This window comes from Brevibacterium sp. LAARM3_SD1 (assembly GCF_057364765.1).
The window spans coordinates 1-23,865 of sequence record NZ_JBNFOL010000030.1 but is presented as its reverse complement, the minus strand read 5'-3'; the positions used below and the strand labels follow the sequence as shown (position 1 = coordinate 23,865).

Genomic DNA, 23,865 nt, shown 5'->3' with positions numbered 1-23,865 from the left:
CGCGGCGTTCTTCACGCCCAAACCACCGTGGATCGACCCAAGAATGCCGACGGCGCGGGATCGCGCGTGGTGGTGACTGAGCGTTAGGCTCCGGTCTCGACAGGTCGGCTGGGATCGGATGACCATCCGGACCAGCTCGCGGGGTAGAGACTGGGCTCGATGCCTAGGGTCGCCAGCGCCAGGGCATTGTGACAGGCGGTGACGCCCGAACCGCAGTACACGCCTACCGGCCCGTCGAGGGCGCCCAGCTCCTCGAAGCGTTCCCGCAGAAGAGCCTCGGGCAGGAACGTCCCGCGGGACGTTGTCCGTGGCCGGGGCATTCTTCGCCCCGGGAATGTGTCCGGCCTGCGGATCGAGCGGCTCGGTCTCTCCACGGAAGCGCTCACCGGCGCGGGCATCGAGCAGGACTCCGTCGAAGTCGGCCGCCGCCTCGGCGTCGATGACGGGCAGCTTCCCTGGGCTGATCTCCAATGAACTGGGTCTGACTTCGGGGGTGGGTCCTGTCTCGAGCGTCCCGCCGGCGTCACGGAACGCGGCGAGTCCGCCGTCGAGGACGCGGGCGCTCAACCCGGCCCATCGCAGCAGCCACCAGGCACGGGCCGCGCCGAGGGCGGAATTGTCGTCGTAGACCACGACCTCGGTGTCGGCATCGATGCCCCAGGAGCGCACAGTCTCTTGGAAGGCTTCGGGGCTCGGCAGCGGGTGCCGGCCGGCCGTCGGGTCGGTGCTGCCGTGGTCGGCGAGCTCGGTGTCGAGGTCGACGTAGAGGGCACCGGGGATGTGTCCTGCGGCGAAGTCCTCGCGGCCATCGGGCTTCGGCAGGGTCCAGCGGACGTCGAGCAGCCTCGGCGCCGGGGAATCGGCCATGCGGGTAAGCAGTTCATCGGCGCTGATGAGAACGTCGGAGCGGGTCAATTCGATCTCCTTCTTGTATAGGGTCACACCGTCTGGACGGGATCCAGGGACGGGGTCGCATCGGTCGGGACGGGGTCACACAGGTTGCAACAGGCTCACACCGGTTGGGTGAGCAGGACGACGTGCTTCTCGCCGAGGCGAGTGAACACGAGCGTGGCTTTGTCGCCCTTGGGCAGTTTGAGTTGGCGGCGGACCTGGTCGGGAACGATGTCGGCACCGCGCTTCTTGATCACGACCGAACCGATTCCGCGGGAGACGAGCTCCTTGCGCAGGCTCGGAACCTTCGCGGGCAGAACGTCGATCACCTCATAGGCGGTGACTCCTGCCGATGCCGGGCCGCTCGGTTCGACGTCGGTGGTGAGATAGGCGATCTTCGGGTGCAGCCGGCGCGCCTGCAGCGGTGCGCACAAAGCGGCAACGAGTCCGGCGCGCACGATCGCACCATCGGGCTCGAGCAGATACTTCCCAAGCTCCCCGATGTCCGCCTCGTCCTCGTCGGGTAAGTTGTCCTCGTGGACGAGGAGGGTGCGTTCGCCCATGACGAGGGCGCCGCGGCCGGGGCGCTGCCTGGCGGCACCGAAGTAGAGGCAGACCTCGACGACCTCGCCGTTGTGGGAGACCCACTGGGCTTCGGCGTCCTCGGGGACGAGGTCGTGGTCGAGTGCCGGGCCGAGCTTCACTCCGGCCGCCTTCGCCGCGCTGGCCTTCTCGATCACCCACGACAGAGAGGGGGAGAAGGCTTCGGGGTCGGTGATGCGGGACGTCGATCCGCGTTTGTCGGCCTTGCCGATGGTCCGCCGGGCCGGATCGAACCAGAGGGCATCGAATCCAACCAGGTCGACATCCTCGGCGCGAGCGTGTTCGACCGCGGCATCGGGCAGATGACGGAGGTTGAAGGCGGCGATGGCGGCGGTGACTTCGTCGGCGTCGACAGCCGAGACCTGCGCGCCCATTCCGGCGAAGGCGACCGAGTCCGCGCCGATGCCGCACCCGAGGTCGGCGATGCGGAAGGACTCACCCTCCGCCCCGTCGCCGATGAGGCGACGCGCATGATGAGCGGCGACCGGCAGCCGCGTGGCCTGGGCCAGTCCGTCGCGAGTGAAGAGCATGTCCTCCGCGAAGGGTCCGAGCTTCGCTGCCGCCTCCTGCCGCAGCCGGGCCTGAGTGAGCAGGGCTGCAGTCACCTCGGCGGAGAAGCCCTCTTTGCGCAGTGCGGTTGACCGTGCGAGCTCATCGCCTTCAAGGTCGTCGATGCGGTCGAGCCGGTCGAGGACGGCGACGTCGAGCAGTTCGGTCAGTGTCTGCGGATCCATGGCTTCACCCTATCGTCTGCGCAGTGGAGCGATCCCCTCGCCGAGGCGGCCCACCGCAACCGTGCCCACGCCGTCCGCGCTTCGCCGGGGTTCGCGCCCTCTGCCCTCACCGCAGCAGCCCGCCGAACCGCCGGGCGGCTGCGGTGATTGTGCGAGCCGAGCGGTGCGGTAAGTTGTTGGCTGTGACGTTATTGACCGCCCGCGATATCCGCGAATTAGCCGCTGACATCGGTCTGCGCCCGACTAAGCAGAAGGGCCAGAACTTCGTCATCGACCCCAATACCGTGCGCTCGATCGTCACCGCCGCAGGCCTCGAGGAGAACTCGAACGTCGTCGAGATCGGCCCGGGCCTCGGTTCGCTCACTCTCGGTCTGCTCGAGGCCGGTCATACCGTCACCGCGGTCGAGATCGACGAGGTGCTCGCGCAGAAGCTGCCGAGCACGGTCGAGACCTTCGCCGGCAGCGACGCGCCGTTCCAGCTGGTCAATGCCGATGCGCTGCGGGTCACGACGCTTCCGGCCCTGGAGCACACCACCGAAGCCGCGGTTGCCGCACCCGAAGCCGGCGGGAACCAGCCCGATGCCCTTGTGGCGAACCTGCCCTACAACGTGGCCGTGCCCGTGCTGCTGCACTTCCTCGAGACCTTCCCGAGCCTGAAGACCGTCCTCGTCATGGTCCAGCTCGAAGTCGCCGAACGCCTCGCTGCCGCTCCCGGCTCCCGCACCTACGGAGTTCCCAGCGTCAAAGCCCAGTGGTACGGGGACGTGAAACTGGCAGGCAAGATCGGCAAGAATGTGTTCTGGCCGGCCCCGAACATCGACTCCGGACTCGTCCGCATCGACGTCACTCGCACCGACCGCGACCCGACTGTCCGCAGCCGCCTCTTCACCCTCATCGACGCCGCTTTCGCCCAGCGTCGCAAGACCCTGCGCGCCGCCCTATCCGGCTGGGCCGGCAGCCCGCAGCAGTCCGAGGACCTGCTGACAGCGGCTGGAATCGACCCGAAGACCCGCGGCGAGGCACTCACCGTCGCCGACTTCGAACGCCTTGCTGCCGTCGACGGCGGCGCCACCGCACCGGCCGCGCCGAGCGAGGACCCCTCACCATGACCACCCCGCTTCACCCGCGCGCGACGATCCCGGCTCCGGTGAGAGTGCAGGCGCCGGGCAAGATCAACATCCACCTCGGTGTGGGTGCGGCGAACGACGGATATCACGAGCTCGCGACGGTGTTCCAAGCGCTCAACCTCGGCGAGACCCTGACCCTCATTCCGGGCGGGACACGATCGATCATCGTTCAGGGGCGGTATGCGGATGCCGCGGTCCCGCGCGACGAATCGAACTTCGCCAGGCGCGCCGTCGACCTCCTCATCACCGCGCTCGAAGGCGACCGTGACGTCGATGTGCTGCGCGATCTCGACATCGTCATCGACAAGCAGGTGCCCGTGGCCGGCGGAATGGGCGGGGGATCGGCCGACGCGGCTGCCGCACTCGTCGGAGCCGCCCACCTCATCGGTGGCGTCGACGAGGCGATCGTCCACGAATGCGCGGTCGCCGTCGGAGCCGACGTCGCGTTCCTCCTGCGCGGAGGAACGGCCATCGGCCAGGGCCGCGGGGAACAGCTGAGCCCCGTGCTCACCCGCGGAACCTTCCACTGGGTGATGGCAACCTCGGCGTCGCCCCTGCCCACTCCGGACGTCTACGCCCGCTTCGACGAACTCAACCCCGACCCGGCCCCCGCGGCAGTGCCCGATCAGGTGCTCAAGGCGCTTGCCGCCGGCGAACCGGACGCGCTCGCGGAATCCGCGGCGAACGACCTCACCGAGGCGGCCGTGTCGTTCATGCCCGAAATCGCCGAGGTGATGGAGGCCGGCCGTGACGCCGGCGCCGTCCTGCCCCTGCTCAGCGGGTCGGGGCCGACGCTCGGCTTCCTTGCCCGCGACGCCCACCACGCCCTCGATCTGGCCGTGCTCCTGCAGGCCACACGAGGCGTCAACGAAGCGCTGCGCACCACCGGCCCCGCGCCCGGAGCACATATCGTGGACGGCGGCTGATCTTGGGGGAGGAGAATCACACCCCCGCCGAGGCGGCCGCCAGTCCGAAATCGGGCCCGGAGAACCGCGGGAGCCTCCACGAAACGCTGCGTGATCAGGTCGGACAGGACATCGTCGCCGGACGGCTCGCCGCCGGGACGATCATCAAGGCCGAGGATCTGCGGGCCCGCTATGACGTGTCGCTGTCGGTGGTGCGCGAGGTCGTCCGAGTCCTCGAATCCCTCGGCATGCTGCAGCCGATCCGTCGCGTCGGTCTCGTCGTGCTCGCCATGAGCGAATGGATGCTGCTCGACCCGCTCGTCATCCGTTGGAGGATGACTGAAGCTCCGGCGAGGCAGCTGCGGTCGCTCACCGAGCTGCGAGTGGCCATCGAGCCCGAGGCTGCGGGGCTCGCCGCCCAACATGCTCCGGCGGAAGCCGCCGAGGAGATCATGGGCCTGGCCGCCCGCATGCGGGCATCGGGCAGGCAGGGCGATGTCGAAGCGTTCCTCGAAGCCGATGTGGCGTTCCACCGAGCAGTGCTCGGCGCCGGAGGCAACGAGCTCTTCGCCGCCTTCGACACCGTCATCGGTGAGATCCTCGCCGGCCGCACGGGGGCGGGACTGATGCCGAAGTTCCCGCACCCGGATGCCCTGCAATGGCATTTCGACGTCGCCGATGCCATCGGCGGACAGGACGCCGAGCGCGCCCGAGAGGCGATGGCGAAGATCGTCGCCAAGGCCGATGCGGAGATGGGCACCGTCTGGGCCGACGAACCCCGGCATCAGGGGAGCTGAGGACCGAAGCACTCGAGTGGCAGGAAACCCTGTCGCCTTGCCGCCCGGCACCCGGGCGGCCGAGAAACTGCCTCAGAACAGGCTGACGACTCCGTAGAGGGCGAGGCTGAGCAGGAATCCGACGGTGCCCAGCAGCGTCTCGGCGACTGTCCAGGTCTTCAGCGTCGTCTTCGTGTCCATGCCGAAGAAGCGGGAGACGAGCCAGAAGCCGGAGTCGTTGACGTGGCTGGCGAAGACCGAACCGGCGGCCAGCGACAGCACGATCGCCACGACCTGCAGGCTCGAGAAATCCGGGTTGCCGACGACGATGGGCTGGACGAGCGCCGCCGCTGTCGTCAGCGCCACGGTGGCCGAACCCTGTGCGATGCGCACGATCGCGGCGATGACGAAGCCGGCGACGATGACGGGCAGGCCGAGGGCGGACAGTGAATCGGCGAGGGAATCGCCGATGCCGCTGGCGCGCAGCACTCCGCCGAACATTCCGCCGGCTCCGGTGATGAGGATGATCGAGCACACCGGGCCGAGGGCTGAGTCGACGACGGTCTCGATGAGCGACTGGTCCTTCTTCTGCTTCCACCCGAGCAGCCACATGGCGATGACGACGGTGATGAGCAGGGCGATCGGGGTCTCGCCGAGCAGCCGCAGGGAGCTGATGAACACCGATTCGATATCGACCCACCCGGCCTCACCAGCGAAGTTCAGTCCGGTGTTGAGGAAGATGAGCACGAGCGGCAGGACGAGGAGGAAGATGACGTGGCCGAGTTTCGGACGTGAGGCGAAATCGGCGTACGAGTCGTCCTTTCCGGCCGAGAGCACCGTGGGGACGGCGACGTCGATGCGCTTTCCGATGATGAGTCCGAACAGGTAGCCGGTGAGATACCAGGCTGGGATGGCGATGATGATTCCGCAGATGAGGACGAGTCCGACGTTCGCGCCGAGCAGTCCGGAGGCCGCGACCGGGCCGGGGTGCGGGGGCACGAAGATGTGCATGGCGGAGAACGCCATGGCCGCAGGCATCGCGTAGAGCAGCAGAGATCCGCCGAGGCGGCGTGCGATCGTGAAGATGATCGGCAGCATGACGACGAGCCCGGCATCGAAGAAGATCGGGAAGCCGAAGAGCAGAGAGGTCACACCGAGGGCGAAGGGTGCTCGTTTCTCACCGAAAAGACGGATGAGAGCGTCGGTGAGCACCTCGGCGCCGCCGGAGAGTTCGAGCATCCGTCCGAGCATCGCACCGAGTCCCACGAGCAGGGCCACGCTGGCCAGGGTGGATCCGAAGCCGTCGTAGAGGACGTCGATGAGGTCACCGGGCATGATTCCCGCGGCCAGGGCCGTGATCACGGAGACGATGACGAGAGCGATGAAGGCATGGACTCGTGCCTTGATGATGAGCAGGAGCAGCACGGCGATGGCAGCGGCTGCGATTCCCAGGAGGGCTGGAGTCGACAGAGTCCAGGCCAATTCGAGTTCGGTCATTGTTCCTCTTCCTTGAGGTCAGGTAGATGGGCGGACGGTGGACGGGGCGATCATGGGCTCATCCGGTTCACGGACTCGAGGATCGCATTCAGGACATCGGGAATCGACTGGTCGACGTCGACGGTGGCATGTGCCTCCTCGGCAGCGAGCGGTTCGAGTGTGGCCAGCTGCGAGTCGAGCAGATCCGGGGACATGAACTCGTGGTCGCGGCGGGCCAGATGGTCGGCGATGACCTCGCGGGGGCCGTCGAGGTGGATGAAGACGAGCGAAGGTGCGGACCTGCGCAGCAGGTCACGGTAGGAGCGTTTGAGGGCGGAGCAGGCGATGACCGGGGCTGGGGTGCGGGCTGCTTCGATAGCGACGCTGTCGAGCCAGGGTGCCCGATCCTCATCCGTGAGCGGTACACCGGAGCCCATCTTCGCTTTGTTCTCACCGGAGTGCAGATCGTCGGCGTCGACGAACCGACGGTCGAGGGCATCCGCCACTTGCGCGCCGAGGACGGTTTTGCCGGTTCCCGAGACACCCATGATGACGAGCGGTGGAAGGAAAGGGCTGTGACCCATTACCGAACCTCTCGATAAAATATGAAGAAATATCTATAATCAGTTATTAAAACAGATTTATAGCACCGTAGTGCTGGTGGGAAGCGACTGTCAACACTGCTGATCACAGGGAAGAGGAATGCTCATGAAGGCCGATGTCGCGGTGATCGGAACCGGCGTGATGGGGTCGAACCTGGCCCGCAACCTCGCCCGTCAGTCGGGCCACCGAGTCGCCGTCTACGACCGCGACGTCGAGCGCGCCCAGAGGCTGGCCGCTGACTTCCCCGAAGCCGAGTTCATCGTCGCCGCCGATCCGGCCGACCTGGCCGAGAAACTCGCCGAACCGCGGGTGGCCATCCTCATGGTCAATGCCGGAGGAGCCACGGATGCGGCGATCGGCGATCTCGCCGAGGCGTTCGTTCCCGGTGACATCATCGTCGACGGCGGCAACTCCCACTTCCGGGACACGATCGCCCGCGGGGCCCGCCTCGAGGGCACCGGCGTCGAGTTCGCCGGGGTCGGCATCTCCGGGGGAGAGGTCGGCGCTCTGCTCGGACCCTCTCTCATGGTCGGCGGAACGGAGACCGCGTGGCAGCGCCTGTGTCCCCTGCTCGAACCCATTGCCGCGAAGGTCGGAGACGAAGCCTGCGTCGATCACATCGGCACCGACGGAGCCGGGCACTTCGTCAAGATGGTCCACAACGGCATCGAATACGCCGATATGCAGCTCATCAGCGAGGCCTTCACGCTCCTGCGCGACGACCTGGGGATGACGCCCGCCGAAATTGCTGAGGTCTACGCCGACTGGAACACCGGAGAGCTCGAGTCCTACCTCATCGAGATCACCGCCGACGTCCTCGCCCATGTCGATGAGGCGACCGGTCGACCCTTCGTCGACATCGTCGCCGACGCCGCGAAGGCCAAGGGCACGGGTGCATGGACGGCGCAGGTCGGTCTGGACCTTGGGGTCCCGGTGCCCACCATCGCCGAGGCGGTCTTCTCCCGTTCGCTGTCATCGGCCGTCGATCTGCGCGCCGAGGGACTCAACCTGGCCGGTCCCCGGCCAGGCGCCGAGCCGTCTTCACTGTCTGCGGACGATCGTGCGGCCCGCATCGACGAGATCGGCAAGGCCCTGCTGCTCGGCAAGGTCATGGCCTACGTCCAGGGCTTCCACGAGATCGCCGTCGGCGCCCGCGAGAACGACTGGGACATCGATCTCGGGGCACTCGCCGGAATCTGGCGGGCCGGCTGCATCATCCGGGCCCGCCTGCTCGATCGCATCGTCGCGGCCTTCGACGTCCCGACTCCGCCGGAGAACCTGCTCGCCGCCGACTTCGTCCGCGCGGTCGGCGACCGCTGCCAGGAATCCCTGCGCTCGACGGTCGTCCGGGCCATCGGTCACGGAATCGCCGTGCCGGGACTGTCCTCGACGCTGTCCTACTTCGACGGTCTGCGCACCGAGGCGGGCAGTGCCGCTCTCATCCAGGCGCAGCGTGACCGCTTCGGTTCGCACACCTATGCGCGCACCGACCGTCCCGGGACCTTCCACACTCTGTGGTCCGGCGATCGCAGCGAAGTCGAGGTCTGAACGGCGGGGCCGCCTCGGTGAGGGTCGACCGGTACGACGGGGCCGCCTCGGTGCAGGTCGACACCGACGTTCTGCCGCCTCGGCGACGGTCGCCGCGGTCTCACTGATCGACTCTGGTGGCCCGGATGGCGGACTGTCGATATGTTAGAGCCATGACTTTGCCACACGAAGATGTTGACCCAGACGGACTGCTCGAATACTCGGTGGTCTTCACCGACCGATCGCTCAACCACATGTCGCAGCGGTTCGTGTCCGTGATGCAGGAGATCAACCGGATCCTGCGCTCGGCCTACGACGCCGATTCCGCTGCCATCGTCCCCGGCGGCGGCAGCTACGCCATGGAATCCGTTGCCCGTCAGGTCGCCACCGGCAAGAAGGCGCTGATCGTGCGCAACGGTCTGTTCTCCTTCCGCTGGTCGCAGATCCTCGACGCCGGAGCCATCGCCTCGGAGACGACCGTGCTCAAGGCCTCCCCGGACAGTGCCGGGCACCAGTCGCCGTGGTCGCCGGCCCCCATCGCCGAGGTGGTCGCCGCCATCGAGCGCGAGAAGCCCGCTGTCGTGTTCGCTCCCCACGTCGAGACCGCCTCGGGGATGCTCCTGCCCGATGACTACGTTCGCCAGGTTGCCGAGGCCGTGCACTCGGTCGGCGGAATCTTCGTTCTCGACTGCATCGCCTCGGGCGCGGTGTGGGCGTCGATGACCGACCTCGGTGTCGATGTGCTCATCTCCGCCCCGCAGAAGGGGTGGAGCGGATCGCCGTGCGCCGGCTACGTCATGCTCAGCAAGGCCGGCCGTGCCGCCGTCGAGGCATCCACCTCGACGAGCTTCGCGATGGACCTGAAGAAGTGGCTGTTCATCGCCGACGAATACGAAGCCGGCCGTGCGCCGTACCACGCGACGATGCCCACCGATGCCTTGGCGCACAATGCCAAGCTCATGGCCGAGAGCGAGGAGCGCGGCTTCGACAAGCTCGCCGCTGCGCAGGCCGAACTCGGTGAGCGGGTGCGCACCGTCTTCGCCGAACGCGGACTGCCTTCGGTGGCGTCGGACGAGTTCGCCTCGCCGAGCGTTGTCGTCGTCCACACCGACAACCCGAAGCTCGCCACCGGCGCCAGCTTCAAGGAAGTCGGCGTGCAGATCGCAGCCGGAGTGCCGCTGCAGTGCGATGAGCCCGAGGACTTCTCGAGCTTCCGCATCGGCCTGTTCGGTCTCGACAAGCTCGGCGATATCGACGGCACGATCTCGCGCCTCGAAGCTGCTCTCGACTCGATCGGCGTCACCGCCGAAGCCTGAGCGCCCAAGCGCGGTCGGTGAGCATCCCTCACCGCTAGCGTCTTCGCCTCCGCGTAGTCGCGCAACATACAGTCGGCGCCATAACCTCCCGTTGCAACGAGGGGTTATGGCGCTGACTGTATGTTTCGGCACTACCGGTGCGGGATGCTCAGCTCTGACGCGGAGTGGACCTGTATCACGAGCTGCTGCCGAATCTCACCCGTCCCTGGACACGAAAGTCGGCTGCGGTCACATTTCGAAACCAGACACTGCAGGTGCTGATCGGCCTCGCGCGGCGCTTGTGCCTGAATTGTTGGGTCGATCCACGGTGGTTTTCGAGGTCAGAACACCGCGGATCGACCCAACAATGCACACTGTCGGCGACCAGCTCGTGCCTCGCGGTCCCTAGACCTTTCCCGAGGCGTGCGCGAACAGCCGCGCACCGTCTTCTCGGCTCGACTCAGGCGGTGTCTCCGAGGGCGACGACGTTGTCGGCGAGCCGTTCGTTGCTGCCGTACATGAAGTGGTTGGCCATGTTCTCGGAGAACCGGCTGGCATCGGTCGTCAGCCCGACCGCCTCGGCGACTTCGCGGATGTGCATCGGGGTCGCGCCGCAGCACACGCCGATGTAGTTGACGCCCAGGTCGAAGGCCTCCTTGGCGAACGCACCGATCTCGTAGCGGTTGGTCTGCAGGGGATCGAGAGCGGTGGGGAACGTGCGTCCGTGCGGGGAGGCCACCTCGGCGCGGGGGTCGGAGAGGTTGAAGAACGTCGGCTCGTTCTCCGTGGTGCGGTAGGGGATCGGCAGGGCGCCGACGTGACAGGACACGGCCGCGCGGATCTCCTTCAGCCACGGCAGCATCGTTGCCGGTCCGCGGAAGCAGTTGAGGCCGACGACATCGACGCCGAGCTGTTCGAGGCGCTGCGCGGTCTCGACGATCCCGACTCCGTCGGCCATCTCCTGGAAGCCCATCGGTGCGAGGGTGAGGACGACGGGCAGGCCGCTGGCCTTGGCGATCTCGGCCGCCGCGATGGCCTCACCGGCGAAGTAGAAGGTCTCGCCGATGATGAGGTCGGCGCCTTCCTCGACCGCCCAGGCGACCATCTCGGCGAACATAGCCCGCACTTCGGCCTGCTTGGACTCATCGGCGGGGTCCCAGATGTTCGAGTTCGAGATGTTGCCGGCCATGAAGTTCCCGGGCTTGGCGTCGGCGACGGACCGGGCGATCTGCAGAGCGGCGCGGTTAAGCGGCTCGAGCAGGTCCTCCTTGCCGATCACGCGCATCTTCTCACGGTGTCCGTTGTAGGTGAAGGCCTCGACGATGTCGGAACCGGCCCGCTGGAAGTCGACGTGGAGGGAACGCAGGGCGTCGGGGAATTCGAGGGCCACCTCGGGGACGAACTCGCCGGCGGACAGATATCCGCGCTTCTCGAGCTCGAACAGGAAACCTTCCGCGCAGATCACGGGGCCGGCGTCGAGGCGTTGGGTCAGGGCGTTGGTCGCGGTCATGGATGCTCTCCGATTCGATGATGTGGTCGAGCCCGGGCGAGCGGCCCGAACTCCGGTATCACACCATCAAACGGGGGAGCGAGGAGCGTCACATCGACATAAAACGACGCCGATCGCCATGAAATGACACGACCCTCGCCGAGGCGGCCCGACGAAGAGCAAGCAACGCAGGGTTCCGGTAGGTGACAGGGTCCGCCGAGGCGGCCCGACCGTCAGTGGTCGTCGCCGCTGAGGTACACCGGCAGCCGGCGGTAGCGCACCGCCCGTTGGGCGGCACCGGCGGGAACTTCCTGAGTCGGTTCATAGGTGGCGTTGTTCTGCGGAACCTCGTGCGAACCGGGCAGTGGGAACGGGTCGCCCGTGGCAGGGGCGGGGGAGGCGAAGGACTGCTGCTGACCGGGCTGCTGTTCGTAGCCGGGAGAGTGTTGGTAGCCGACACCGGGCAGCGGCTGCAGGCCGAGGCCCTGCCGGTCCGGTCCGTCGCCTTCGCTATAGGCGTTGCCGGGATGATGAGTGTCGCCGGGGTAGGCGGCATGGGCGTCGACGTCCCCACGACGACCACGCCCGCTGCGACGGTCGGAATCCTCCGGTCGCAGGAACGGGAACGGTTTGAGCAGGAGGCCCGTGACGGTCGAGGACCACCAGCGCAGGGCGCGTTCGAAGGGCGACCAGGCCAGCAGGCCCGTCCACGCCACGGCCAGGGCCACACAGATGAGGAGGACGACGGCGTCGTGGAGGACGTTGCGGCTGTCGTCGAGGACGGGTTGCAGGGCGCGGACGACGAAACCGTGGAGGATGTAGACAGCGAGGCTGTTCTTGCCGATCTTCGCGAGCGTGTCCTTGGTATTGCCCAACCAGGACAGAAGGGCCAGTGTCAGCAGCACCGCTCCGATGTCGACGATGAGTCGCAGTCCCACGCCTTCGGGAACGCTGACGGCGAAGTGGGCGAAGTTGAGGCTGCCGTAGAGCCAGTTGTGATCGACTTCGTCGAGATAGAAGTATCCGACGGCGCCGAGGGCAGCGGCGCTGAGGCAGAGCTTCTGCCAGATCGCAAGACTGCCCGCCCAGCCGATGATCTGCTTGCCGTAGAGCTTGCCGATGACGAAGAACGGCCAGAACGCCAGCGTCCGAGCAGCGGAGAGTTCGGTGTCGAGGATCGGCAGTATTCCGCCGAAGAGCCCGGCGACGAGCGAGGCGACGAGCATCGTGCGCGGGAAGCGCTCGATGAAGGGGACCGTGATCATCCACCACGCCATCGACAGCAGGAACCACGTGTACCAGAAGGGTCGGAGGAAGTCGTAGTCGGGATTGAGCCCGAAGAGCCACATCCACCCCCACATGAGCGGCAGCACCGTGGCCAGCAGAACGAAGTAGGTCAGAACCCGCTCGGCCAGTTTGTTCGACTTCGCCGTGATGCCGGCGAGGAAGACGAACGCCGGCATGTGGAACATGTAGATGAAGTACATCGGCGCGCCCAGGATGGGCGACTCCCACGGAGAGGTCCGAGCGAGAAGGTGGCCCAGAACCACCAGGAAGATGAGTATTCCTTTGGCGCGGTCGATGCGATAGTTCCGTGTTGACACGCCGATACACTACCGTACCCGGCCGTATAAGGGGAAAGATCACAGCTTCGCCGAGGCGGCCGGACGCTCCCGTAGGGCCGTGTACTCGCGCGTGCGAACGGGGTTGTGGATTTGTGGATGCCTAGCTGCGGGCGGCGCAGTCCACGCATTTCGCCGCGTAGGGGCGAGCTTCCAGTCGCGCCTCGGCGATGGGCTTGCCGCAGTCGATGCAGGTTCCGAACGTTCCCGCGGCGAGGCGGTCGAGCGCCTCGGCGATCTCTGTGAGTCGATTCTCGGACTGTTCGAGCAGGGTCGCGGCCTGCGAGCGTTCGAAGGCGAGCGTCGCGCCCTCCGGATCATGTTCGTCGTCGCTGTTGTCACCCTCGCGGGCGGCCGAGACGTCATCGATGCCCTGGGTCAGGCGGGCGATGAGCGCCTGCGCATCCTCCCGCTCCTCCTCGAGCAGTCTCCGCATCTTCGCTTCGTCGATCATCGTCTTCTCCTCGATTCCTTCCGGCTGTGTCGCCGGTGGCCTCTAGTGAAGGCCCCGAACGTTCAGGTCGCGAGCGCTCGGGCCTCGAAAGCTCAGGCTTCGAGTGCCTCGGACGCTTCGAGCCAGCGCATCTCGAGTTCGTCGAGTTCGTCCTGGTACTCACGGATCGCGGCCGTGAGAGTGGCCAGTCCTTCGAAGTCGGTCTGGTCGTGGGCGGCCATCTCCTCGTGCTTCTTCGCGATCTGAGAATTGAGCTTCTCCATCCGCCGCTCGATCGAGGACACTTCCTTCTTCGCCGCGCGGGCTTCCGCGCCGGTGAGCTTCGCGGCCGTTTCCGATCCCTCGCTCGCCGAGGCGGCCCCACCGGAATCGTTCCCGCCGGCTCCCGCCGTGGCCCCGTTCGAACCGGCGGTCTTATTCGAACCGGCAGAGCCTCGGCGTTCCTGTTCGGCGCGCAGCCGCAGGTACTCTTCGACGCCGCCGGGAACATGCCGCAGACCGTTGTCGAGGATCGCGTACTGCTGATCGGTGACGCGCTCCAACAGGTACCGGTCGTGGGAGACGACGATGAGAGTGCCCGGCCAGGAATCGAGCAGATCCTCCATCGCCGCGAGCATGTCCGAGTCGACGTCATTCGTCGGCTCGTCGAGGATGATGACATTGGGTTCGGCCATGAGCAGCATCAGAAGCTGGAGCCGGCGCTTCTGTCCACCGGAGAGTTCCTTGACCCGGGCAGACAGATGTTCCTTTGCGAAGCCGAGGCGTTCGAGCAGCTGAGCCGGAGTGAAGTCCTTGCCCTCGATGTTGAATGAGGTCTTCGACTCGGCCAGAACCTCACGTACTCGCGCATCGGCGATTCGGGCCAGATCCTTGAACTGCTGATCGAGCACTCCGATCTGCACTGTCTTGCCGCGCTTGACCCGACCGGCATCGGGTTCGATCTCCCCTGAGACCAGGCCGAGCAGGGTCGACTTCCCGGCACCGTTGGGGCCGAGGATCCCGGTGCGCTCACCGGGACCGATGCGCCACGTGACATCCTCGAGGATCGTGGTCTGGCCGAAGTGCTTGGACACGTCGAGCAGGTCGACGACGTCCTTGCCCAGACGGGCCGTGGCCATCTTCTTCAATTCGATCGGATTGCGCACCTCGGGCACATCGGCGATGAGCTGATTGGCCGCTTCGATGCGGAACTTCGGCTTCGACGTTCGGGCGGGTGCACCGCGCCGCAGCCACGCGAGTTCCTTGCGCATGAGATTCTGTCGCTTCGCCTCGGTGGCGGCGGCGATCCGGTCGCGTTCGACCCGCTGGAGGACATAGGCGGCATAACCGCCTTCGAAGGGTTCGACGATGCGGTCGTGGACCTCCCAGGTCTTCGTGCAGACTTCGTCGAGGAACCACCGGTCGTGGGTGACCAGCAGCAGGGCGCCGGAGTTCTTCGGCCAGCGGGCGCGAATATGCTTCGCCAACCATGCGATGCCGTCGACGTCGAGGTGGTTCGTCGGCTCATCGAGGATGAGCATGTCCCAATCGCCGATGAGCAGAGCCGCCAGGGCCACTCGGCGGCGCTGACCGCCGGAGAGTGAGGAGATCTGCGCATCCCAATCGAGATCGGCGATGAGACCGGAGATGATGTCTCGGGCCTGCGGATCTGCAGCCCATTCGTGATCGGCGGCATCGCCGACGACGGAGAAGCCGACCGTGGCCTCGTCATCGAGGTCATCACGCTGTCCGAGCATCCCTAAGCGCAGACCACCGCGGTAGGTCACCCGTCCGGAATCGGGTTCGATGGTGCCGGCGAGCATGCCGAGCAGGCTCGATTTGCCGTCGCCGTTGCGGCCGACGATGCCGATCATGTCGCCGGACTCGACGCCGAGGGTGACGGAGTCGAAGACGACGCGCGTGGGGTATTCGAGGTGGAGGGCTTCTGCCCCGAGGAGATGTGCCATAGGACTCTCTAGCCTAGTTCACGACGGGCGGACTCGTGTGCCTGCCGGGCGTCTGCCGACACGTCGGTCGACTCACTGCACTCGTCGGCTGACTGTCTCAAAGTCGAGGGCTTTCGCGTTCGCATTCTGGACCGAAAACGGTCGTGGATGACGGAGTATTTCTTTTTCATATCGGTGTGCGTGATTGAAGTGTTATCGGAGCCGCTGAAACGAGTTCAGTGCATTAGACTGACCGAAACTCATCAAAATATGACAGTTCGTCCAGTGGTTTCACATTTTCGGTAAGGGCAGACAGGGCCCTCATCCGTGTGCGCTGTCTGAATCAGAAAAGAGAAAACGTGAAGAAGCTCGCTTCCGCGGTGTCGATGATCGCCGCCTCCGCCCTCGTCCTCTCCGCCTGCGGTTCCGGCGAAGGCGGCGAATCCGGCTCGGACTACCTCGCCTGCATGGTCTCCGACTCCGGCGGCTGGGACGACCAGTCGTTCAACCAGTCGAGCCGCGAGGGCCTGGACAACGCGAAGAAGAACCTCGGCATCGAGGAGAGCCTCGCCGAGTCCCAGGGCGACGCCGACTTCGGGCCGAACGTCGACAACATGGTCCAGCAGGGCTGCAACCTCACCTTCGGTGTCGGATTCCTCCTCGAGGACACGATCCAGGAAGCCGCCGAGGCGAACCCGGACCTCAACTTCGCCCTCATCGACTCGGGCTTCTCCGACGCCGACGGCAAGCCGGTGACGCTCGAGAATGCGAAGCCCGTCGTCTTCAACACCGCAGAGGCCGCCTACCTCGCCGGCTATGTTGCGGCCGCGACCTCGAAGTCCGGCAAGGTCGGCACCTTCGGCGGCGTCCAGATTCCGTCGGTGACGATCTTCATGGACGGCTTCTCCGATGGTGTGAAGAAGTTCAACGAAGACAAGAAGAAGGACGTCAAGCTGCTCGGCTGGAACAAGGAGAAGCAGGACGGATCGTTCTCCGGTGACTTCGAGAACCAGGGACAGGGTCAGGAACTGACCAAGCAGATGATCTCGCAGGGTGCCGACGTCATCATGCCGGTCGCCGGACCCGTCGGCCTCGGTGCCGCCGCTGCGGCGAAGGAAGCCGGCGACGTCAAGCTCGTGTGGGTCGACTCCGACGGCTACGAGTCGACCGAATACGGCGACATCATGCTCACCTCGGTGGTCAAGCAGATCGCCAACGCAGTCGAGGACACCGTCAAGGAAGGCACGGAGGACAAGTTCACCAACGAACCCTACGTCGGCACCCTCGAAAACGAAGGCGTGGGCATCGCTCCCTACCACGACCTCGACAAGGAAGTTCCCGAAGACGTGAAGAAGGAAGTCGAAGAGCTCAAGAAGCAGATCATCGACGGCAGCCTCGTCGTCGAGTCGGAGAGCACACCGAAGTAAGCTCGTCGGTTAAACTGCAGGGCCGGACATTGTCGGCCCTGCAGTTTTCAAGTTTGTGAGGAGAACCGGAAGCAGTGAAACTCGAGCTTCGCGGGATGACCAAGGTGTTCGGATCGTTCGTGGCGAACGACCACATCGATCTCACCATCGAGCCGGGCGAGATCCACGCTCTGCTGGGTGAGAACGGCGCCGGCAAATCCACCATGATGAATGTCCTCTACGGACTCTACGATGCCGATGGGGGAGAGATCCTCATCGACGACAAGCTGGTGAAGTTCTCCGGCCCCGGCGATGCCGTGGCGCGGGAATCGGCATGGTCCACCAGCACTTCATGCTCGTGCCCGTGTTCACCGTCGCCGAATCCGTGGCGCTGGGCTACGAACCGACGAAGAGCCTCGGGCTCCTCGACATCAACGAGGCGCGGAAGAAGGTCAAGGAGATCTCTTCGCGCTTCAACTTCAACATCGATCCCGACGCCCTCATCGAGGATCTGCCGGTCGGCGCACAGCAGCGTGTGGAGATCATCAAGGCTCTGTCCCGGGATGCCAAGATCCTCATCCTCGACGAGCCGACGGCCGTGCTGACTCCGCAGGAGACCGACGAACTCATCTCGATCATGCGCCAGCTCAAGGAGCAGGGCACATCGATCGTGTTCATCACCCACAAACTCCGTGAGGTCCGCGCGATCGCCGACGCGATCACGGTCATCCGCCGCGGCAAGATCGTCGGCGAGGCCTCTCCCGAATCGACCGAGACCGAACTGGCCAGCCAGATGGTCGGCCGTGCCGTGTCGCTGACGACCGAGAAGGAAGCCGCCGATCCGGGAGATGCCACCTTCCAGGTTCGCGGACTCACCGTCGTCGACAAGGCCGAGAACGTCGTCGTCGACGATGTGTCCTTCGACGTCCGCCGTGGTGAGATCCTCGCTGTCGCCGGCGTCCAGGGCAACGGGCAGACGGAACTGGCAGAGACGATCATCGGCCTGACCGAACCGCGTCTGGGTACGATCACTCTCGACGGGAAGAAGCTCGTCGGGAGCTCGGTCAAGGACCGCCTCGGTGCCGGCATCGGCTTCGTTCCCGAAGATCGTTCGACCGACGGCATCATCGCGGAATTCGCGATCCGCGAGAACATGATCCTCGACGTCTACGACCGTGAGCCCTATGCCAAGGGACTGAATATGCGGTCGAAGGTCATCAACGAAGAGGCGAAGAAGAAGGTCGAGGAATTCGACATCCGGCTCGGCAGCGTCTCCGATCCGATCTCGACGCTGTCCGGCGGAAACCAGCAGAAGGTGGTGCTCTCCCGCGAGCTCGGTCGACAGCTGCGACTGTTCATCGCCAGCCAGCCCACTCGCGGCCTCGACGTCGGATCGATCGAATTCGTGCACAAGCGCGTCATCGCCGAACGCGATGCCGGCACCCCCTGCATCATCGTCTCGACCGAACTCGACGAGGTCTACGGACTCGCCGATCGCATCGCCGTGATGTACGCCGGACGCATCGTCGGCATCGTCGGACCCGAGACCTCCCGTGAGGCACTGGGCCTGATGATGGCCGGCGTTCCCGCCGACGAAGCCCTCGAAGCAACGGCCGGCAGCACGAGCACCGATGACGCCGCGAACCCTGCAGACGATGCGGAACCGGCCGCCACCTCGGCGGGCTCCGCGGACGACGACTCAGCCACCACCTCGGCGGAGGAGACCAAATGACGACTGATATCTCACCGGCGGCTCCCGCGGCGGCACCGCCGCCGGAGTCCGAGGCCGAGGACGGCAAGGAACAGACGCTGCTGCAGCAGATCATGTCGGGTTCGTGGCTCGTCTCGCTGTTGGCGATCGTGCTCGCACTCCTCCTCGGCGGTGTCCTCATCGCCGTGTCGAATGCCGAGGTCGTTGCGGCCGCCGAGAATTTCTTCGCCGCCCCCGGCGAGTTCTTCTCCGCCCTCTTCCAAACCGTCGGAAACGCCTATTCGGCGCTGTTCCGCGGCGCGGTCTTCGACTGGGAAGCCCGCACGACCGAACGTGCCATCCGCCCCCTGACCGAGTCGATGGTCTCGGGCACACCGCTCATCCTCACCGGTCTCGGCATCGCTCTGGCCTTCCGCTGCGGTCTGTTCAACATCGGCGGACAGGGCCAGGTCATCCTCGGTGCGACCATCGCCGGTTTTCTCGGCTATGCGCTGCCGCTGCCTCCCGTCGTCCACATGCTCGTGGCTGCGATCGGCGGCATCATCGGCGGTGCGATCTGGGCCGGAATCGCCGGTGTCCTCAAGGCGCGCACCGGCGCCAACGAGGTGATCGTGACGATCATGCTCAACTCGATCGCCGGGTATGCGCTGGGCTACCTGCTCAAGGAGAACTGGTTCACGCACACGACGTCGGCGAACCCGCAGTCACGCGTCGTCGACGACTCCGCGCAGATGTTCCTGCTCCTGCCGCCGCCGTTCCGCCTGCATTTCGGCTTCATCATCGCCATCCTCGCCACGATCTTCGTGTGGTGGCTGCTCGAACGCTCGACCGTCGGCTTTGAGTTCAAGGCCGTCGGCGCGAATCCGCACGCGGCCCGGACCGCAGGCATCTCCGTGTCGAAGGTGACGATCCTCGTCATGATCGTCGCCGGTGCCCTGGCCGGACTCGGCGGTGCCGTTCAGGTGCTCGGCACCGAATTCAAACTCACCGGCGGCATCAGCGGATCGATCGGCTTCGACGCGATCACCGTGGCCCTGCTGGGACGGTCGAAGCCGCTGGGCACATTCCTCGCCGGTCTGCTCTTCGGTGCGTTCAAAGCCGGCGGCTACCTCATGCAGTCCCAGACGGGAACGCCGATCGACATCGTGCTCGTCGTCCAGTCCGTCATCGTGCTGCTCATCGCGGCCCCGCCTCTGGTGAGGTCGATCTTCCGGTTGCCCACACCGGTGCTCAAGCGGAAGGAGGACTGAGATGACTGCTCAGACCGTGGATAGAACACCTTCGACCCAGGTGAAAGCGCTTGCGCCGATCGCCTGGAAGTTCCCGATCGTCTATACGATCCTCGCCCTCGTCTCACTCATCTTCTTCGGCCTCATCGGCCGTGACGGCGACACGACCTTCCGAGTGGCCACCGGCGGAGACTTCTTCGCCATCCCGGACTTCGCCGTGTCCTCGACCGCGGCAGGTCTGACGCTGGGCATCATCCTCGTCATCATGGCCGCCGTGTCGATCTATGTGTCGGTCAAGCGCATCGACCTCGGCTCCTGGTTCCCGATGCTCTTCGGCGTGATCTTCGTGCTGTCCTTCCTCGCGTGGGCCGGCGGCGGATCCGGTGGCGTGATCCCGCTGACCACGCTGCTCGCCGGTGCCCTGGCGCTGTCCGTGCCGCTGATCTTCGGCGCCATGTGCGGTCTCGTGGGAGAGCGTTCGGGCATCATCAACATCGCCATCGAAGGCCAACTGCTGGCCGGTGCGTTCCTCGCCGCGGTCGTCGCCTCCGTGGTGAAGAACCCGTACGCGGGTCTGCTCGCCGCTCCCATCGCCGGTGCCCTGGTCGCCGTGGTGCTCACCTTCTTCGCGGTGAAGTACTGGGTCAACCAGATCATCATCGGCGTCGTCCTCAACGTCCTCGTCGTCGGCGTCACGAGCTTCCTCTACTCGACGGTTCTCACCCAGGATCCGGAACTGTGGAACTCCCGCCAGAAGCTGCCGAATCTGCCGATTCCGCTGCTTGCGGACATTCCGGTGCTCGGACGAGTGCTGTTCGACCAGAACATCCTCGTCTACATCATGTACGTCGTCGTCATCGCCCTGCAGATTTTCGTCTTCCGCTCGAAGTGGGGTCTGCGGATGCGGGCCGTCGGTGAGCACCCGAAGGCCGCGGACACCGTCGGCATCAAGGTCAACTTCACCCGCGTGCGCAACACTCTGCTCGCCGGCGCCATCGCCGGCCTGGGAGGTGCCTTCTTCACCGTCGGCTCCGGACTGGCGTTCGGCAAGGAGATGTCGGCAGGACAGGGCTACATCGCCCTGGCCGCGATGATCCTGGGCAAATGGAACCCGAAGGGTGCGCTGTTCGCGGCGCTGCTGTTCGGCTTCTCCAAGAGCCTCGGCAACACTCTGCAGTCCATCGGCACCCCGGTGGCCAACGAGCTGCTGCTCATGCTGCCCTACATCGTCACCGTCTTCGCCGTCGCCGGCTTCGTTGGTCGGGTCCGCCCGCCGGCCGCGGAAGGTGTGCCCTACGTGAAGTGAGTCCCGCCTCGGCGACGAATCAGCACGACCCCTCGAATACCCCACAGTCACAACCGCAATGGAAGAGGTATCCCCATGACTGTCCCCGAACCCCGCTCTTCCGCACCCGAGTCAACCGACCCGGTCTGGAGCGAGGAACCCACCCCCGTCTGCCCCGAGGATCTCAGCGAAGGCACCTGGGAGCTGCTGCGTGCCGAAGCGAAGCGAGCGATGACGAAGGCCTATGTGCCGTATTCGAACTTTCCCGTAGGGGCGGCCGGGCTCGTCGACGACGGCCGCATCGTCGGCGGATGCAATATCGAGAACGCCTCGTTCGGGGTGACCTTGTGCGCGGAATGCTCGCTCCTCTCCGAGCTGTTCATGACCGGCGGGGGCCGCCTCGTTGCCTTCGACTGCGTGGACGGGGAGGGCAACACCCTCGTTCCCTGCGGACGGTGCCGGCAGCTGCTGTTCGAACACGGCGGCAACGACCTCGTCCTCAACATGCCCAGCGGACGCGCTCCGATGTCCGTGGTCCTGCCCGAGGCTTTCGGACCCGACCACCTGGCCGGGGGCGCCCAGCGGCCATGAGGCCAAGCACTGAAGCGACATCCCCTCGCCGAGGCGGCTGTGGCTTTGGGTGGGACGGTGGTCGTGGCTTTGTTCGTGGCCGGATTGCGACCGCAGGTGCTGATGACAACGAAGATTTCGACGACAACGAAGGATTGAGACCGTGAGCGTAGAAGCATTCGACACCGTCGACGTCATTGCCGCCAAGCGTGATGGCCGTGCCCTGAGCAAGGAGCAGATCGACTGGGTCATCGACGCCTACACCCGCGGCGCCGTCGCCGACGAGCAGATGGCTGCCCTGGCCATGGCGATCTTCATCAACGACATGGCACCGGTTGAGATCGCGCACTGGACGCAGGCGATGATCGACTCCGGTGAGCGCATGGACTTCTCGTCCCTGTCCCGGCCGACCTCGGACAAGCATTCGACCGGGGGAGTCGGTGACAAGATCACCCTGCCCCTGGCCCCGCTCGTCGCGGTATTCGACGTGGCCGTCCCGCAGCTCTCCGGTCGCGGTCTCGGCCACACCGGCGGCACCCTGGACAAACTCGAATCCATTCCCGGCTGGCAGGCGGGACTGAGCAATCAGGCGATCGTCGATCAGCTCGAGGACGTCGGAGCCGTCATCTGCGCGGCGGGAACCGGTCTGGCTCCGGCGGACAAGAAGCTCTACGCTCTGCGCGACATCACTTCGACGGTCGACTGCATTCCGCTCATCGCCTCGTCGATCATGTCGAAGAAGATCGCCGAGGGCACCTCCGGTCTCGTCCTCGACGTCAAGGTCGGTTCCGGTGCGTTCATGAAGGACCTGACGAAGGCCCGCATCCTGGCCCAGACGATGGTCGAGCTCGGCAAGGCCGCCGGGGTGAACACCTCGGCGCTGCTGACCGATATGTCCACGCCCTTGGGCCTGACCGTCGGCAATGCCCTCGAGGTCCGCGAATCCGTCGAGGTCCTGGCCGGCGCAGGACCAGCCGACGTCGTCGACCTCACCGTCGCCTTGGCCGAGGAGATGCTGCGCCTGGCCGGCAAGACCGATGTCGACGTCCGCGCCGCACTGACCGACGGTCGTGCCATGGACAAATGGAAGCAGATGGTCCGCGCCCAGCACGGTGACCCCGACGCCGCTCTGCCCGTGGCCGAGCACACCGAGGTCGTCACCGCGACCGAGTCCGGGGTTCTCACCGGGCTCGATGCGCTCTCGGTGGGAGTCGCCTCTTGGAGGTTGGGCGCAGGACGGGCACGGAAGGAAGATCCGGTCCAGGACGTCGCCGGCATCGAACTGCACGCCAAACCCGGGGACACGGTCACGGCCGGTCAGCCGCTCATGACACTGCACACGGCGACCCCGGAGCGCTTCGAACGGGCGATCGAAGCGCTGGACTCCGCGGTCGAGATCGGCGGGGACGCCGCCTCGGTGCCGGAGTCGATCGTCTTCGAGACGATCACCTGAGTTCGATCACACACCGGCGGTCCTACTGTGCGGCCGCCGACCTCACTACTCTGGAACCACAGCCCTAGAACCTGGATCACCGAACTTGGAGGAACCCATGACCAGCCGCACCGATGTCGCAGCCATGATCGACCACACCCTGCTCAAGCCCGAAGCGACCCCCGCCGACGTCGATGCCCTCGTGGCGGAGGCGAAGGAGTTGGGCGTGCTCGCGATCTGCGTGTCGCCGTCGATGCTGCCGGTCACCGATCCGGGTGAGCTCGTCGTGGCTACCGTCGTCGGGTTCCCCTCCGGTCAGGTGAAGCCGGAGATCAAGGCAGCCGAGGCGAAGCAGGCCGTCGCCGACGGTGCCGCCGAGGTCGACATGGTCATCAACATCGGTCAGGCCGTTGCCGGGGACTTCGACGGGCTAGAGGCCGATATCCGCGGTGTCGTCGAGGCCAGCGGGGATGCCGTGGTCAAGGTGATCATCGAATCGGCGGCGCTGACCGATGAGCAGATCGTCGAGGCCTGCCGTCGCTCCGAGGCCGCCGGAGCGGGGTTCGTCAAGACCTCGACCGGTTTCCACCCGGCCGGTGGCGCGAGCGCACACGCCGTGTCGCTCATGCGCGAGACCGTGGGCGACCGCCTCGGCGTCAAGGCCTCCGGCGGAATCCGCACCGCCGAAGCCGCCGAAGAGATGATCGCCGCCGGCGCCAGCCGCTTGGGCCTCTCCGGCAGCAAGACCATCCTAGAACTCCCTCTAATTACTACCTGACGGCGGCCCAGCAACCTCGCGCGAGGT

At 65.9% G+C, this 23,865-nt stretch carries 18 protein-coding genes and 2 pseudogenes; 12 read left to right on the top strand and 8 right to left on the bottom strand.

Features of this window, described 5'->3' with window-relative positions; genetic code table 11:
• Positions 1-83: 83 nt before the first annotated feature.
• Positions 84-867: pseudogene (locus AC2W7L_RS14880) on the bottom strand (sulfurtransferase).
• A 143-nt stretch (positions 868-1,010) separates the two neighbouring features.
• The gene (locus AC2W7L_RS14875) at positions 1,011-2,228 is read right to left on the bottom strand and encodes a class I SAM-dependent methyltransferase (RefSeq protein WP_486005054.1); all 1,218 of its coding nucleotides are present in this window, start codon (positions 2,226-2,228) and stop codon (positions 1,011-1,013) included.
• 182 nt (positions 2,229-2,410) lie between these two features.
• Here AC2W7L_RS14875 and rsmA point away from each other — a divergent pair, with 182 nt between their 5' ends.
• Genes rsmA through AC2W7L_RS14860 form a run of 3 tightly spaced genes read left to right on the top strand, consistent with a single transcriptional unit; the run spans position 2,411 to position 5,057 of the window.
• On the top strand, positions 2,411-3,337 hold the full coding sequence (gene rsmA, locus AC2W7L_RS14870; RefSeq protein WP_486005053.1) for a 16S rRNA (adenine(1518)-N(6)/adenine(1519)-N(6))-dimethyltransferase RsmA: 927 nt from the start codon (positions 2,411-2,413) through the stop codon (positions 3,335-3,337).
• Entirely contained in the window at positions 3,334-4,281 is a 948-nt protein-coding gene (locus tag AC2W7L_RS14865) for a 4-(cytidine 5'-diphospho)-2-C-methyl-D-erythritol kinase (RefSeq protein WP_486005052.1), read from the top strand. Before rsmA ends, AC2W7L_RS14865 begins: the two co-directional genes overlap by 4 nt.
• A 2-nt stretch (positions 4,282-4,283) precedes the next feature.
• Positions 4,284-5,057 (top strand): FadR/GntR family transcriptional regulator, encoded by a 774-nt coding sequence (locus AC2W7L_RS14860; RefSeq protein ID WP_486005051.1) that lies wholly within the window; start codon positions 4,284-4,286, stop codon positions 5,055-5,057.
• Between the two features lie 72 nt (positions 5,058-5,129).
• Here AC2W7L_RS14860 and AC2W7L_RS14855 read toward each other — a convergent pair whose 3' ends face one another.
• Both AC2W7L_RS14855 and AC2W7L_RS14850 read right to left on the bottom strand, forming a co-directional pair.
• Complete coding sequence (locus tag AC2W7L_RS14855; protein WP_486005050.1) at positions 5,130-6,533, bottom strand: GntP family permease; 1,404 nt, start codon at positions 6,531-6,533, stop codon at positions 5,130-5,132.
• 50 nt (positions 6,534-6,583) lie between these two features.
• Entirely contained in the window at positions 6,584-7,096 is a 513-nt protein-coding gene (locus AC2W7L_RS14850; protein ID WP_127364705.1) for a gluconokinase, read from the bottom strand.
• Between the two features lie 124 nt (positions 7,097-7,220).
• On the opposite strand from AC2W7L_RS14850, the gene gndA reads away from it, so the two are divergent.
• On the top strand, positions 7,221-8,663 hold the full coding sequence (gene gndA, locus AC2W7L_RS14845) for an NADP-dependent phosphogluconate dehydrogenase (RefSeq protein ID WP_486005049.1): 1,443 nt from the start codon (positions 7,221-7,223) through the stop codon (positions 8,661-8,663).
• 152 nt (positions 8,664-8,815) lie between these two features.
• On the top strand, positions 8,816-9,958 hold the full coding sequence (locus AC2W7L_RS14840; RefSeq protein WP_486005048.1) for a pyridoxal-phosphate-dependent aminotransferase family protein: 1,143 nt from the start codon (positions 8,816-8,818) through the stop codon (positions 9,956-9,958).
• Positions 9,959-10,397: 439 nt separating this feature from the next.
• Here AC2W7L_RS14840 and AC2W7L_RS14835 read toward each other — a convergent pair whose 3' ends face one another.
• The 4 genes from AC2W7L_RS14835 to AC2W7L_RS14820 all read right to left on the bottom strand — a co-directional run bounded on the left by AC2W7L_RS14835 (position 10,398) and on the right by AC2W7L_RS14820 (position 15,448).
• On the bottom strand, positions 10,398-11,447 hold the full coding sequence (locus tag AC2W7L_RS14835; RefSeq protein WP_486005047.1) for a homocysteine S-methyltransferase family protein: 1,050 nt from the start codon (positions 11,445-11,447) through the stop codon (positions 10,398-10,400).
• Between the two features lie 212 nt (positions 11,448-11,659).
• Complete coding sequence (locus AC2W7L_RS14830; protein ID WP_486005046.1) at positions 11,660-13,030, bottom strand: acyltransferase family protein; 1,371 nt, start codon at positions 13,028-13,030, stop codon at positions 11,660-11,662.
• A 121-nt stretch (positions 13,031-13,151) separates the two neighbouring features.
• On the bottom strand, positions 13,152-13,502 hold the full coding sequence (locus AC2W7L_RS14825) for a TraR/DksA family transcriptional regulator (protein ID WP_486005045.1): 351 nt from the start codon (positions 13,500-13,502) through the stop codon (positions 13,152-13,154).
• A gap of 92 nt (positions 13,503-13,594) precedes the next feature.
• The gene (locus tag AC2W7L_RS14820; protein ID WP_486005044.1) at positions 13,595-15,448 is read right to left on the bottom strand and encodes an ABC-F family ATP-binding cassette domain-containing protein; all 1,854 of its coding nucleotides are present in this window, start codon (positions 15,446-15,448) and stop codon (positions 13,595-13,597) included.
• A 338-nt stretch (positions 15,449-15,786) separates the two neighbouring features.
• Between AC2W7L_RS14820 and AC2W7L_RS14815 the strand changes: the two genes are divergently transcribed.
• The 7 genes and pseudogenes from AC2W7L_RS14815 to deoC all read left to right on the top strand — a co-directional run bounded on the left by AC2W7L_RS14815 (position 15,787) and on the right by deoC (position 23,838).
• Complete coding sequence (locus AC2W7L_RS14815; protein ID WP_486005043.1) at positions 15,787-16,854, top strand: BMP family lipoprotein; 1,068 nt, start codon at positions 15,787-15,789, stop codon at positions 16,852-16,854.
• A 74-nt stretch (positions 16,855-16,928) separates the two neighbouring features.
• Positions 16,929-18,565: pseudogene (locus AC2W7L_RS14810) on the top strand (ABC transporter ATP-binding protein).
• Positions 18,562-19,794, top strand: coding sequence for an ABC transporter permease (locus AC2W7L_RS14805; RefSeq protein ID WP_486005042.1), 1,233 nt, complete (start codon positions 18,562-18,564; stop codon positions 19,792-19,794). The pseudogene AC2W7L_RS14810 and the gene AC2W7L_RS14805 overlap by 4 nt, the downstream one beginning before the upstream one ends.
• Position 19,795: 1 nt before the next feature.
• Positions 19,796-21,079, top strand: a complete 1,284-nt coding sequence (locus tag AC2W7L_RS14800; protein WP_167198180.1) for an ABC transporter permease — start codon at positions 19,796-19,798, stop codon at positions 21,077-21,079.
• A 75-nt stretch (positions 21,080-21,154) separates the two neighbouring features.
• On the top strand, positions 21,155-21,649 hold the full coding sequence (locus AC2W7L_RS14795) for a cytidine deaminase (protein ID WP_486005041.1): 495 nt from the start codon (positions 21,155-21,157) through the stop codon (positions 21,647-21,649).
• A gap of 142 nt (positions 21,650-21,791) precedes the next feature.
• On the top strand, positions 21,792-23,081 hold the full coding sequence (locus AC2W7L_RS14790) for a thymidine phosphorylase (RefSeq protein WP_486005040.1): 1,290 nt from the start codon (positions 21,792-21,794) through the stop codon (positions 23,079-23,081).
• Between the two features lie 97 nt (positions 23,082-23,178).
• Positions 23,179-23,838: a deoxyribose-phosphate aldolase gene (gene deoC, locus AC2W7L_RS14785; protein WP_486005039.1), complete on the top strand. Its 660-nt coding sequence runs from the start codon at positions 23,179-23,181 to the stop codon at positions 23,836-23,838.
• The last annotated feature ends 27 nt before the right edge of the window (positions 23,839-23,865 follow it).